13 protein-coding genes and 1 rRNA gene are annotated in these 12,704 nt (G+C 39.8%); 13 read left to right on the plus strand and 1 reads right to left on the minus strand.

The window, feature by feature from the left end:
• The 11 genes from rrf to rsmI form a co-directional block, all read left to right on the plus strand.
• Positions 1-115 (plus strand): 5S ribosomal RNA (gene rrf, locus ACFQWC_RS22565); the annotation flags it as partial.
• A 717-nt stretch (positions 116-832) separates the two neighbouring features.
• Positions 833-1,033 (plus strand): sigma factor G inhibitor Gin, encoded by a 201-nt coding sequence (locus tag ACFQWC_RS22570; RefSeq protein ID WP_262481870.1) that lies wholly within the window; start codon positions 833-835, stop codon positions 1,031-1,033.
• Positions 1,034-1,185: 152 nt separating this feature from the next.
• The gene (locus ACFQWC_RS22575; RefSeq protein WP_377109128.1) at positions 1,186-2,604 is read left to right on the plus strand and encodes an aminotransferase class I/II-fold pyridoxal phosphate-dependent enzyme; all 1,419 of its coding nucleotides are present in this window, start codon (positions 1,186-1,188) and stop codon (positions 2,602-2,604) included.
• 18 nt (positions 2,605-2,622) lie between these two features.
• The gene (gene tmk / locus ACFQWC_RS22580) at positions 2,623-3,255 is read left to right on the plus strand and encodes a dTMP kinase (RefSeq protein ID WP_377109130.1); all 633 of its coding nucleotides are present in this window, start codon (positions 2,623-2,625) and stop codon (positions 3,253-3,255) included.
• Between the two features lie 144 nt (positions 3,256-3,399).
• Positions 3,400-3,729 (plus strand): cyclic-di-AMP receptor, encoded by a 330-nt coding sequence (locus tag ACFQWC_RS22585; RefSeq protein ID WP_044340646.1) that lies wholly within the window; start codon positions 3,400-3,402, stop codon positions 3,727-3,729.
• Between the two features lie 15 nt (positions 3,730-3,744).
• Positions 3,745-4,185, plus strand: coding sequence for a YaaR family protein (locus ACFQWC_RS22590; RefSeq protein ID WP_299746427.1), 441 nt, complete (start codon positions 3,745-3,747; stop codon positions 4,183-4,185).
• A 17-nt stretch (positions 4,186-4,202) separates the two neighbouring features.
• Positions 4,203-5,186 carry a DNA polymerase III subunit delta' gene (holB, locus tag ACFQWC_RS22595; RefSeq protein ID WP_044340644.1) on the plus strand — a complete coding sequence of 328 codons (984 nt, stop codon included), beginning with the start codon at positions 4,203-4,205 and terminating at the stop codon, positions 5,184-5,186.
• Positions 5,187-5,193: 7 nt separating this feature from the next.
• The gene (locus ACFQWC_RS22600; protein ID WP_299746423.1) at positions 5,194-6,021 is read left to right on the plus strand and encodes a PSP1 domain-containing protein; all 828 of its coding nucleotides are present in this window, start codon (positions 5,194-5,196) and stop codon (positions 6,019-6,021) included.
• A gap of 14 nt (positions 6,022-6,035) precedes the next feature.
• A complete protein-coding gene (yabA, locus tag ACFQWC_RS22605; RefSeq protein ID WP_299746420.1) occupies positions 6,036-6,410 on the plus strand; it encodes a DNA replication initiation control protein YabA in 375 nt (124 codons plus the stop codon).
• 164 nt (positions 6,411-6,574) lie between these two features.
• The gene (locus ACFQWC_RS22610; protein WP_299746417.1) at positions 6,575-7,330 is read left to right on the plus strand and encodes a tRNA1(Val) (adenine(37)-N6)-methyltransferase; all 756 of its coding nucleotides are present in this window, start codon (positions 6,575-6,577) and stop codon (positions 7,328-7,330) included.
• A gap of 24 nt (positions 7,331-7,354) precedes the next feature.
• Complete coding sequence (rsmI, locus tag ACFQWC_RS22615) at positions 7,355-8,227, plus strand: 16S rRNA (cytidine(1402)-2'-O)-methyltransferase (protein WP_299746414.1); 873 nt, start codon at positions 7,355-7,357, stop codon at positions 8,225-8,227.
• A 617-nt stretch (positions 8,228-8,844) separates the two neighbouring features.
• Here the strand turns inward: rsmI and ACFQWC_RS22620 are convergent.
• On the minus strand, positions 8,845-9,126 hold the full coding sequence (locus ACFQWC_RS22620) for a transition state genes transcriptional regulator AbrB (protein WP_044340639.1): 282 nt from the start codon (positions 9,124-9,126) through the stop codon (positions 8,845-8,847).
• A 489-nt stretch (positions 9,127-9,615) separates the two neighbouring features.
• Between ACFQWC_RS22620 and metG the strand changes: the two genes are divergently transcribed.
• Complete coding sequence (gene metG, locus ACFQWC_RS22625) at positions 9,616-11,574, plus strand: methionine--tRNA ligase (RefSeq protein WP_377109134.1); 1,959 nt, start codon at positions 9,616-9,618, stop codon at positions 11,572-11,574.
• Between the two features lie 327 nt (positions 11,575-11,901).
• Positions 11,902-12,669, plus strand: coding sequence for a TatD family hydrolase (locus ACFQWC_RS22630; protein ID WP_377109136.1), 768 nt, complete (start codon positions 11,902-11,904; stop codon positions 12,667-12,669).
• Positions 12,670-12,704 lie beyond the last annotated feature (35 nt).

The raw sequence follows: 12,704 nt of genomic DNA on the forward strand, positions 1-12,704 counted from the left end.
TGGTGACAATGGCGAAGAGGTCACACCCGTTCCCATGCCGAACACGGAAGTTAAGCTCTTCAGCGCCGATGGTAGTTGGGGGATCTCCCCCTGTGAGAGTAGGACGTCGCCAGGCAAATATGAAAAAAGGGTAGCTCTTAGGAGTTACTCTTTTTTTGTCGTTTGAATTTTTGAGATTGTGGATTGAACATCCATTCTCTATACAGCTGAGCGGATAATCTAATTCAGCGGGTAATTACTCCGAGGATTTAGGTAACAATTGGTAAAAGATGCATAAAACGAAAAAGTGACGCAATAATGTCCGAAAACGACGCATAAAATAAAATAATGACGCAAAAAAGTATGATAATGACGCAATAATGGTTAAAACGACGCAATTACCACAAATCAAGACACAGCCATACCTAAACAAACCGTACTAGTACCGATAAAAAGAGGCAATCTTCCAAGTTTGGTTACGTTTTCACACGAAAACAACTTATTTTATACCATTTTACAAGTTTTACAGCTTTCTATCCGCACATTCCCGGCACATCCACATGAATGATTCACTTTCCAAATCCCAAAATGAATAATCAATATCCCACCATTATCTACTCTTCTTTTAAACTAACTTTGCCCCACAGCACCCCCTTTCTCCATAAAAGATCTATACCAACCTAAACCTTCCCAGTATTTTTTCCACAATCTTTTTTATAGAGACATACACAGACAGGGCGATTGTAACATAAGATAAATTACACTTGATTATTCTGTCAGTTTAAAAGTTTGAAATAATGTATACAATTTGAGGTTTTGAGGCAGAATAGGTTGTATGGAGGTGGAGAGCCCTATGTTAAATCCGGAGCGTAAGGCGGCTTTAGAAGAGTGTATCGTTTGTCACGTTGAAAAGAAGGTTGGAATCCATCTATACACATCGTTTATCTGCACAGAATGTGAGAAAGAAATGGTTCAGACAGAAACCAACGATCCTTTGTATAAAACGTTTGTTCAAAGATTAAAAAAAGTGAATACTCCTCAAATCTATTCATAACCAGGAAGTATCCTTGGTTATGATTTTTTTTGATATTAATAGCTTACGTGCAAAGCGTTGTACTTTAAAAAGTTTTCCTTGTTCCTTGACGCAACGAACAGCATGGTTGTGATACGATATGAGTGGATATTTGTTTTGAGGAGATTTAGAGAATGAAACGAGATCATACGAGAACCCCGCTTATTGAGGCGATAGAGAAGCACCGGTCTGCAAAGCCTATCTCTTTTCATGTGCCGGGTCATAAAAATGGTTTATTGTTGAATGATGATCCATTTTATCAATCTGATGTTACTGAATTAAGCGGATTGGATGATTTACATGATCCACATGAGGCAATACGTGAAGCTGAGGACTTGTTGTCGGATGTATATGGAACGTTGAAGAGTTATTTTTTAGTGAATGGGAGTACAGTAGGGAATATCGCTGCAATTCTTGCTTCATGTTCACCTGGAGATCCCATTTTTGTTCAAAGGAATTGTCATAAGTCAGTACTAAACGGAATCAAGCTTGCGAAGGCGGTTCCTATATTAATAGAAACAGAGTGGAACGACGAGGGGATTGCTCTTGGTATTAATCTAGACGCTTTGAAGGAAGCATTGAAGGCATTTCCTCATGTGAAGGCGTGTGTCCTTACCTATCCGACTTATTATGGGTTCACCTATAATATCGATCAGATAATTGAGGAATTACATAAACATGATGTGACGTGTATCATTGATGAGGCACATGGAGCTCATTTTTCATTGGGCACACCCTTTCCAAAGTCTGCAATTGAACTTGGAGCAGATATTGTCGTCCATTCGGCCCATAAAATGCTCCCTGCCATGACGATGGGTTCTTATTTACATATTGCAAGTGACAGAGTGATTGAACGTAAGGTAAGAGAGTATTTAACTATGCTACAATCAAGTAGTCCATCTTATCCGATTATGGCATCCCTGGATTATGCCAGATCCTATGTCGGAACCTTTACTAAAGAGGATATGGATCAAAATATTAAAAGGGTCAATGAGTTTGTACAAGCGTTAGATGGGATTCACCCTCAGCTCATTGTAAACCGGGCTCATGACCCACTAAAGCTTGTCATTCAGCTAGAGGGAAGGTCGGGGTATTCTCTTCAACAGTTATTAGAGTCAGAAGGGATTTACTCGGAGCTTGCAGACCCTGCTTATGTACTATTGGTTCTTCCGTTACTGAAGAAAGATCGTTCTTTTCCTTATAAAGAAGCAATCAGTCGAATGAGTAAGGCATTAGGGAATGCACCGATAATAGAAAAGATAACGAATCATGGAATAAATCGTTCAAATAGCGATGAGAATTATTTTACTACCTTGGCATTAAGCTTTGAAGAGATGGAGGATAAAGCTGAAATTCTCGTTGCCCTTGAGGAGGCAGAAGGAGAAATTTCTGCAGGAATGGTCACTCCTTATCCACCAGGAATTCCTATGTTGATCCAAGGGGAACGAATTACCTCTCATGCCATTGCGCGTTTAACAGAGTATGTAAAGAATAAGGCGAATATACAAGGTCATCACCGCTTAGATGAAAACCGTGTGTTTGTGTACCGCTAAGCAAGTGGAGGGAAAGACATGTCAAAAGGATTGTTTATTACAGTTGAAGGTCCTGAGGGAGCCGGGAAATCAACTATATTAACTGAGTTATATAATCAATTAGTACAAGAAGGATTCGATGTCATTCAGACGAGGGAGCCTGGAGGCATTTCGATTGCTGAACAGATTAGAGAAGTGATATTAAATACAAAGAACACGGAAATGGATAAACGGACGGAAGCTCTTTTGTATGCTGCAGCGAGACGACAGCATTTGGTGGAAAAAGTGATTCCCGCACTCGATGAAGGGAAGATTGTGATTTGTGATCGTTTTATTGATAGTTCTCTTGCGTATCAAGGGAATGCGCGTGGAATCGGTATGGAAGAGGTCATGAACATCAATCAATTTGCGATTGAGGATAAGATGCCTGATCTTACCTTGTATTTTGATATCGAGCCCGAAGAAGGGTTAAAGAGAATTGCGAAACACAATGGAAGAGAAGTGAACCGGTTAGATCTGGAATCGGTCGATTTCCATACCCGCGTCCGGGAAGGGTATCAGAAGTTAATAAAACAATATCCTGATCGTATACAAGTCATCGATGCCAGCCAAAGCAAAGAAGCTGTATTTGGTGATGCATATGGTATCGTGACCGATTACTTAAACAAGTAAGTTTAGTGAAAAGGGAAAGGCGGAATTCTAAGCAAAAATTGGTGCTAAGAAGTCCGTCTCTTTTTTAGATGAAACATGTATGTAGATCTTGTTCAATGATATAATAGAAGGAAGTAAATGGCTTTATAACGGAGGAATTGATTTATGAAGGTAATTATGGCAGTTGTTCAAGATAAAGATAGCAATCGTTTGTCTAATGCCCTGATGGAACATAATTTTCGTTCGACGAAATTAGCAAGTACAGGCGGGTTTTTGAAGTCTGGAAATACCACGTTCATTATTGGTACTGAAGATATTCGTGTAGATAAAGCGTTACAGGTTATTAAAGAAAACTGTCAGTCACGTGATCAGATGGTGGCTCCTGTATCCCCTATGGGTGGAAATGCAGATTCTTACGTGCCTTACCCTGTTGAAGTAGCCGTTGGTGGAGCGACCGTGTTCGTTCTTCCTGTAGAGCAATTCCATCAGTTTTAAAGTGGGGTTTAACCTATGAAAATTACCCAAGACCATCGAGTGTCCTTAGATAAAGTAGCAAAAGACCAGAAGTCTAACAGCACAGGTCATGTTAAATTCGGGCAGCTTATTCACAAGCACGATCAGAAAATGCAGATGGATCAGCTCAATAAGCTGCTTGTCACAATAGAAAATGCCGGCAGTCGTTTAGCCAAATCAAGATCCTTTAAAGATCTTGCTAAATATAAAACATTGGTCAAGAAATTTGTGCGTGAGGCCGTAGATTTCGGAATGGATCTGAAGCAATCTCATACATGGAATCAGTATGGCGAGGGCAGAAAGCTCAATATAGTAGAAACCATCGATCAACAACTTGTTGAACTGACGGAAGATGTATTAGATAAAGAAAAGAAGTCCATTGATATATTAGGGAAAATAGGTGAAATAAAAGGATTGCTTATTAATCTTTATATGTAAGAGAGTGATGTTAAGACATGTTGTTTGAAGAGATACAACCATTTCAGCCCGTCGTTCTTCAGATGCTTCAAAACAGTATTGTGAAGGATCGTGTCGCTCATGCTTATTTATTTGAGGGTGAAAAAGGGACACGGAAGAAAGAAATGAGCATCCTGTTTGCAAAAGCATTGCTATGCGTAAACCGCGTGGATGGAAAGGCTTGTGAAAGCTGCTCTAACTGTAAAAGGATTAATCATGGGAACCACCCGGATCTGCATGTCGTTGAGCCGGACGGTCTTTCAATCAAGAAGGATCAGATTAAAAGTTTACAAGAAGAATTTTCGAAAACCGGTGTAGAATCCAAGAAGAAAATCTACATTATCGTTCATGGAGATAAGATGACGGCCAATGCAGCTAATAGCCTGCTTAAGTTTCTTGAAGAGCCATTAGCAGATACAACGGCGATTCTTATCACAGAAAATATTCATCGGATTTTGCCTACTATTCTTTCCAGGTGCCAGACGATTTCCTTTAAACCGTTGCCGAAAGAACAGCTGACAAAACAATTATTGGAAGAGGGGGTTCAGCCTCATTTAGCAACCCTTGCATCCAACTTGACGAACCATTATGAGGAAGCTGTAGAAATATGTCAAAATGAGTGGTTTGCACAAGCAAGAATAATAGTGTTAAAATTATATGAAGTCCTCCAGAAAAGTCCCTTCCAAGCAATGGTCAAAATACAAGAGGATTTTGTACAGCACTTCAAAGAAAAAGATCAAGTCGATCGAGCATTAGATCTTTTACTTCTAATATATAAAGACTTACTTCATATCCAGTTAGGAAAAGAAGAACAGCTCGTGTACCCGGACCAAAAGGAAAACTGGAAATCAAACGCACTTCAAGTATCTACCAATCGTCTTTCTACTAATATGACGGCGATACTTGAAGCAAAACGCAAGTTAAACGCCAATATGAATTCGCAGCTGCTAGTAGAACAGCTTATGCTAAAACTGCAGGGGTGATGGTCCTTTGTACGATGTTGTAGGAGTACGCTTTAAAAAAGCGGGTAAAATCTATTATTTCGATCCGGGTGAATTGGATATTCAGAAAGATTGCTATGTGATAGTTGAAACGGTTCGCGGGGTCGAATTTGGAAAAGTAGTCGTAGAGAGAAAGCAAGTAGGAGAAAATGATGTAGTGCTTCCATTGAAAAAAGTGATTCGTATCGCTGATCAAAAAGATCGTTTAATCGTAGATGAGAATAAATCATCTGCAACGGAAGCCTACAATGTATGTTGTGATAAAATTAATCAGCATCAATTAGATATGAAATTGGTAGATGTAGAATATACATTTGATCGAAATAAAGTCATATTCTATTTTACGGCTGATGGACGAGTTGATTTCCGAGAGCTAGTAAAAGATCTAGCTTCCATTTTCCGTACCCGCATAGAACTTCGTCAGATTGGCGTTCGAGACGAGGCGAAAATGCTGGGTGGTATTGGTCCTTGTGGCCGCATGCTATGTTGTTCAACCTTTTTAGGAGATTTTGAACCGGTATCCATTAAGATGGCGAAGGATCAGAATCTATCCCTTAATCCAACGAAGATTTCAGGTTTATGCGGACGTTTAATGTGCTGTCTGAAATACGAGAACGATGAGTATGAAGCAGCAAAAGAAGAATTACCTGATATCGGAGAAGTGATTAAGACACCTCATGGAAAAGGAAAAGTGGTAGGTCTTAATATTCTGGAACGTATTCTTCAAGTGGAAATTAAAGAAGAAGAGCGGGTTCTGGAATTCACATTAGATGAAATTATGAACGCGGGTGCCGTATCATTCCAAGCCACAGAGTAACGGGGTGTAGTGTCGTGGATAAAAAAGAGTTCTTTGATTCAGTCAGTAACATGGAACAACAAATTGGTCATTTATATCATCAATTAGGTGAGCTCAAACAATGCCTAGCTGAAATGTTAGAAGAGAATAACTCTCTGAAGCTTGAAAATGAGCATTTGCGCCGTAGACTGGAACAAACAGAGAACTCACCAAAAAAGGTACAAACAAACAGCGATGCGGGTACAACGAGTGAGTCAGACTTAGAAGATAAAACACTGGATATTGGAGAAGGGTATGACAACCTTGCTCGATTATACCAGGAAGGATTTCATATTTGTAATATACACTTCGGAAGTCCACGGAAGGATGAAGACTGCTTGTTCTGCCTTTCTTTCTTAAATAAGAAATAAAGGTGCACTTCATTCTTTTGAACTGAATACAGAGTAAAAAGGGCTGATCCATGTGTAGTGGGATTGGTCCTTTTTATTGGAATAGTTTAGAGGGACTAGCTGCCGGAGCCGGACAAATCGTAAAGCGAAACAACATATAATAGAAGAAAAGAAGGAGGTAAGGCATGGTTGAGTTAAAAGAAGATGAACGTTTAGATTATTTATTGGCCGAAAACATGAGGATCATTCAAAGTCCATCTGTTTTTTCCTTTTCAACAGATGCGGTCCTATTGGCCCATTTCAGCTATTTACCGATTCACAAAGGGAAAGTGGTTGATCTATGTTCGGGTAACGGCATCATCCCCTTATTACTAAGTGCAAGAACCAACGTTGAAATTACGGGGGTGGAGATTCAGGAAAGACTATTTGATATGGCACAAAGAAGTATCGAGTATAATGGCCGTCAAAATCAAATATCCATGAAGCTGGGGGATGTGAAGGAAATTGATCAGCTTCTTCATCATTCCCATTATGATGTCGTAACCTGTAATCCTCCATACTTTAATACTCCACCCGGGGATAAAAGAAACGTAAACGAGCACTATGCGATTGCCCGTCATGAAATCTTATGTTCTCTTGAGGATACCATCAAAGCTTCAAGCTATCTCCTGAAGCAAGGGGGAAAGGCTTCCTTCGTCCATCGTCCGGGTCGATTGATGGACATCCTATCGTTGATGAGGAAGCATCGTCTCGAGCCGAAACGATTGCGCTTTGTATATCCGAAGCCGGGAAGAGAAGCCAACACCATCTTAATAGAAGGAATAAAAGATGGGAAACCGGACCTGAAAATTCTTCCTCCCCTTTATGTGTATGACGAACAAAACAAATACTCAAGGGAAGTATATGATATGCTGTTTGGAAAGAATGAAGATAAGGACTAAGGAAATGAGAAGGTGAGCGATTCAATGAACCAGCAAAAAAGCTTTCAAGATAGTGACAAAGGAAGCTTGTATCTTGTCCCTACACCAATCGGGAATTTAGAGGATATGACGTTTCGAGCAATCCGCATGATGAAGGAAGCGGCAGTGATTGCTGCTGAAGATACAAGAAATACGAAAAAACTATGTAATTACTTTGAAATTGACACGCCTATCATTAGTTATCATGAGCATAATAAAGAAACGAGCGGACCGAAGCTGATTGAACGAATGAAAAGAGGCGAGCTCATTGCCCTTGTAAGTGATGCAGGTATGCCATCCATCTCAGATCCGGGATACGAACTGGTGAAAGAAGCAATCCATCACGAAATTGCTGTTATTCCACTACCGGGAGCTAATGCAGCTCTTACGGCTTTGATCGCTTCAGGATTGGCTCCGCAGCCATTTTATTTCTATGGGTTTTTACATAGAGGGAAGAAAGACAAAAGAGCGGAACTGGCTACACTTAAAACGCTGGAAGATACATTTATCCTTTATGAATCACCACACAGATTAAAAGAAACATTAAAAGAGCTATATGGAGCTTTGGGAAATAGACAAATCGTTGTTTGTCGTGAGCTCACGAAGAAATTCGAGGAATTCATCCGTGGATCCCTGGAAGAAGTAATGGAATGGGCAAACGATGGAGAAGTACGAGGCGAATTCTGCTTATTGATTGAGGGAGCAGGTCCGTTGGAGAAAGAAGAGGAAGACGTCTGGTGGAGCAGCTACTCCCTCCAGGAACATGTTCAACACTATGTAAATGAAAAAAGCATGTCCTCCAAAGAAGCCATCAAACAAGTCTCTAAAGAACGATCCCTTCCAAAACGGGAAGTATATCAAGCTTATCATGTTGAATAGAAAAGTGCAGAGAGGCAGAATCAATAAATAAAAAAGGCTCTTTTCGCAAAGATTGTTGTTTTCTAGCATAGAATCTGCCAGGGCTCTATCAACCAGGTTTATGCTGGATGGTGAGGGAAACTGCTCTGCTTGCAGCTAGCGTTCGGCCGAACCTCCTCAGCTTAGCCGAACGGGGTCTCGGCACGTCCAAAATCCGCCGGAGTCTGCGCAGTTCCCCTCACCATCTTAAACAGTATTTTCATGACAGAGCTTCAAGGTGTGCAAGAAAACAATGTTACGAGAAAAAATAATCCTTCTTCCTTAAAATGAAATTCAATCTCTTTTACCTTAAATGAGATTGCTTGCTAAAATTCTTGTTATGATTGATTTCTATTAAGGATTCATGCTTAGAAAGTTGATTGGAGCGGAAGGATGCTCGACTCCTGCGGGAATAGCTGGACAGGTGAGTCCCCGGAGGCTTGCCGAGGAGGCTCACCGCCAGCCCCGCGGAAAGCGAGCATCCCGGAGCGGAAATCAACAATTACTTTCTCCTCTACAATAGCAACAAACTTTACGAATAGATCCATAAAAAAAGGCCTGAGTCTAGTCACTCAGGCCTTTGGTATATTAACAACAAATTATTTTGTTTGTAGTGAATCCTGGATTTCTTTAAGTAATTGATCTGCACCTTCACGGCTAAGAACCAATTTACCGTTAGCAAGCTTGATGTTGTCATCAGAAACTTCACCAGTGATTTGGCAAGTCATGCTTGGCTTATATTTCTTTAAAATGATTCTTTCGTCATCTACATAGATTTCCAAAGCATCTTTCTCAGCAATACCTAATGTACGACGTAATTCGATTGGAATAACGACACGACCTAATTCATCAACTTTTCTTACAATACCTGTAGACTTCATTTAAAAATCTCCTCCAAATATAAGATATTTATATCTCTCTCTAGTTCGTCAATATTCGACAAATTTCTTTTGTTGCTTCTATCATACCAACGTTTAGGAATATCGTCAATAATTATATCTGTAAATTTTTAAGAAAAAATGGATAAAAAAAAGCTGTTATAATAAGCTTTACGCTTTGTTGTAAAAAATTGTATTACCAATTGAATATTATTGTAACGAAAGTAATGCAAGTGAGAAATGTCGAATTATCTTTATGGTATGTATACATTCGACAAATTTAGACAAAAACCCGCATGTGTTTCGACAAAATCAATATTCAACATTGTTTAGTTGCAGAAACCCTATATTTTAGGTATATTTTGATGAGATAAGAGGTTAAGATGATAGGTGAGACGCAGATAATGGATGTACGTAACAATTATGCCACTATAAACCATACGGATGCCCATATGGCTTTATGGGGGTAGATAAAAAAGGGAGGAACAGAAAGTGGAAGAAAAGTTGAACACCTTCTATATAACAACACCGATTTATTATCCAAGTGGAAATTTACATATTGGACATGCTTACACCACGGTAGCTGGTGATGCGATGGCCCGTTATAAGAGAATGCGTGGATTCGATGTCATGTACCTGACAGGAACGGACGAGCATGGACAGAAAATTCAACGTAAAGCCCAGGATGAGGGGATTACTCCACAAGAATATGTAGACGGGATCGTTCGTGGAATTAAAGATCTATGGGGGAAATTGGATATTTCATATGATGACTTTATCCGTACGACTGAGAAGCGTCATAAGGATATTGTGGAAAAGATCTTCCATCAGCTTGTCGAACAAGGTGATATTTACTTGGACCAGTATGAAGGCTGGTATTGTACACCATGTGAATCCTTCTTTACTGAGCGTCAATTGGAAAACGGAAACTGTCCTGATTGCGGTAGACCTGTTGAAAAAGTGAAGGAAGAATCGTACTTTTTCAAAATGAGCAAGTACGCTGACCGCCTCCTTGCTTACTATGAAGAAAACCCTGAGTTCATTCAGCCTGAGTCCCGTAAGAATGAGATGGTGAATAACTTCATCAAACCTGGTTTAGAAGACTTGGCTGTTTCAAGAACAACCTTCGACTGGGGAGTGAAAGTACCGGGAGATCCCAAGCATGTCATTTACGTGTGGATCGATGCCCTTTCCAACTATATTACAGCCCTTGGCTACGGCAGTGAAAAAGATAAAAATTACTTAAAGTACTGGCCAGCGGATGTTCACTTGGTCGGGAAGGAAATTGTTCGTTTCCATACGATTTATTGGCCGATCATGTTAATGGCATTAAATCTTCCGCTTCCTAAGAAGGTTTTCGCTCATGGGTGGCTTCTGATGAAAGACGGGAAAATGTCTAAATCTAAAGGGAATGTAGTTGATCCTGTTACCCTTATTGATCGCTACGGCCTTGATTCTCTTCGTTACTACCTATTAAGAGAAGTGCCATTCGGTTCTGATGGAGTCTTTACGCCAGAAGGATTTGTTGAACGCATCAACTTCGACTTAGCAAATGACTTAGGAAACCTGTTAAATCGTACAGTGGCCATGATCAATAAATATTTTGATGGAGTCATTCCAGCCTATGTTGATTCTAACGGTGAATTCGATCAAGCCCTCCTGGATATGAACAAAGAAACAGTGAATAAATATGAAGAAGCAATGGAAAACATGGAGTTTTCTGTAGCTTTGTCCAGTCTATGGCAGTTAATCAGCCGTACGAATAAATATATTGATGAAACTCAGCCTTGGGCACTTGCTAAAGACGAAAGCAGAAAAGAAGAGCTCGGCAGTGTGATGAGTCATTTAGCTGAATCATTACGAAGAGTCGCTGTTCTTTTACAACCATTCTTAACGAGAACTCCTAAAAAGATTTTTGAACAATTGAACCTTCATGATGAAAAAATGCACACATGGGAAAGCTTGGAGAGTTTTGGAGCTATTCCAGTAGGAACTGAAGTAGTGAAAAAAGGGGAACCGATCTTCCCGCGACTTGAACTTCAGGAAGAGGTAAACTTCATCAAAGAGAAAATGCAAGGATCTGCTCCAGCTGTTGAAGAAAAGAAGGAGCCTGCTAAAGAAGAGTCAGAGGAAATCGGAATCGATGATTTCATGAAAGTTGATCTTCGCGTAGCGGAGGTCATAGGAGCTGAGCCGGTTAAAAAAGCGGATAAACTGCTTAAGCTGCAATTGGATCTTGGCTTTGAAAAACGACAAGTTGTGTCAGGAATTGCTAAATTCTATCAACCGGACGAACTGGTTGGGAAAAAAGTGATCTGTGTGACAAACTTGAAGCCAGTAAAACTGCGTGGAGAACTTTCACAAGGAATGATTCTTGCCGGTGAAGAAAATGGAACACTGTCTCTTGCTTCCATCGACCAGTCTTTACCAAATGGAACAAAAGTAAAATAAGTAAGGTTTTTATGCTTTTGTCGATAAAGGGATGTTCCACGTGGAACATCCCTTTATTATATTAAAATAATGAATATATGGAATGAAATTTGTCATATTAGGTATTTATTAAACTCATTACTATATTTAGAAAACAATAATATAGAAAGAAACAGATTGTTTTGGTTCTGTGACGAAAGTAGATAGAATGAAGAGTACCTGCGAATGAAACAGAAGTCATAAAAAATATCCATAGAAACCATAATATGTAATATGAATGTTACATGAATGTGATGCTTGTCATGCTTTTTTATATTAAACTTATCTTTATTACAAGGAGTGTCTTACATGCTATTTGATACACATGTTCATTTGAATGCTGAACAATTTGACGAAGATCTGGAGGAGGTAATTTCAAGAGCAAGAGAAGCTGGAGTTGAAAAGATGGTGGTCGTCGGCTTTGATCGGCCAACGATTAACCGGGCGATGGAGCTCATTGAGCAATATGAATTTTTATATGCCAGCATCGGTTGGCACCCAGTGGATGCAATTGATATGAAGGATGAAGATTTAGCTTGGATAGAAGAGCTCTCCAACCACCCTAAAGTAGTTGCCATAGGGGAAATGGGACTCGATTATCACTGGGATAAATCACCGAAAGATGTTCAAAAAGAAGTGTTTCGAAAACAGATCCATTTAGCTAAAAAGGTAAAACTCCCAATAATTATACACAACCGTGATGCTACACAAGATATAGTGGATATCCTCAGGGAAGAAGGAGCAGAGGAAGTTGGAGGGATCATGCATTGCTTCAGCGGAAGTCCTGAAATTGCTCAAGAATGTGTGGATATGAATTTCTACATTTCTCTGGGAGGTCCCGTAACCTTTAAAAATGCGAAAAAGCCAAAAGAAGTAGCAAAAGAAATTCCATTGGAAAAGCTTCTGATCGAAACAGACTGTCCTTATTTAGCACCTCACCCGAACAGAGGGAAGCGAAATGAACCTGCATACGTAAAGATGGTAGCAGAACAGATCGCGGAGCTTAAGGAAGTATCATTAGAAGAAGTAGAGAACAAAACAACCGAAAATGCAAAAAAGTTATTCAACATAATCTGACATCAGATATTGTCGAGAATTGAGAGAGCTTGTCC

The organism is Rossellomorea sp. GCM10028870 (genome assembly GCF_042666755.1).
GTDB lineage: Bacteria > Bacillota > Bacilli > Bacillales > Bacillaceae_B > Rossellomorea.

Excerpts from the sequence above, each read along its gene's own strand:
- ACFQWC_RS22570 (WP_262481870.1), top strand. The coding sequence starts at position 833 with ATGTTAAATCCGGAGCGTAAGGCGGCTTTAGAAGAGTGTATCGTTTGT.
- ACFQWC_RS22610 (WP_299746417.1), top strand. The coding sequence starts at position 6,575 with ATGGTTGAGTTAAAAGAAGATGAACGTTTAGATTATTTATTGGCCGAA.
- ACFQWC_RS22620 (WP_044340639.1), bottom strand. The coding sequence starts at position 9,126 with ATGAAGTCTACAGGTATTGTAAGAAAAGTTGATGAATTAGGTCGTGTC.
- ACFQWC_RS22575 (WP_377109128.1), top strand. The coding sequence starts at position 1,186 with ATGAAACGAGATCATACGAGAACCCCGCTTATTGAGGCGATAGAGAAG.
- ACFQWC_RS22590 (WP_299746427.1), top strand. The coding sequence starts at position 3,745 with ATGAAAATTACCCAAGACCATCGAGTGTCCTTAGATAAAGTAGCAAAA.
- tmk (WP_377109130.1), top strand. The coding sequence starts at position 2,623 with ATGTCAAAAGGATTGTTTATTACAGTTGAAGGTCCTGAGGGAGCCGGG.
- rsmI (WP_299746414.1), top strand. The coding sequence starts at position 7,355 with ATGAACCAGCAAAAAAGCTTTCAAGATAGTGACAAAGGAAGCTTGTAT.
- ACFQWC_RS22585 (WP_044340646.1), top strand. The coding sequence starts at position 3,400 with ATGAAGGTAATTATGGCAGTTGTTCAAGATAAAGATAGCAATCGTTTG.
- holB (WP_044340644.1), top strand. The coding sequence starts at position 4,203 with ATGTTGTTTGAAGAGATACAACCATTTCAGCCCGTCGTTCTTCAGATG.
- ACFQWC_RS22630 (WP_377109136.1), top strand. The coding sequence starts at position 11,902 with ATGCTATTTGATACACATGTTCATTTGAATGCTGAACAATTTGACGAA.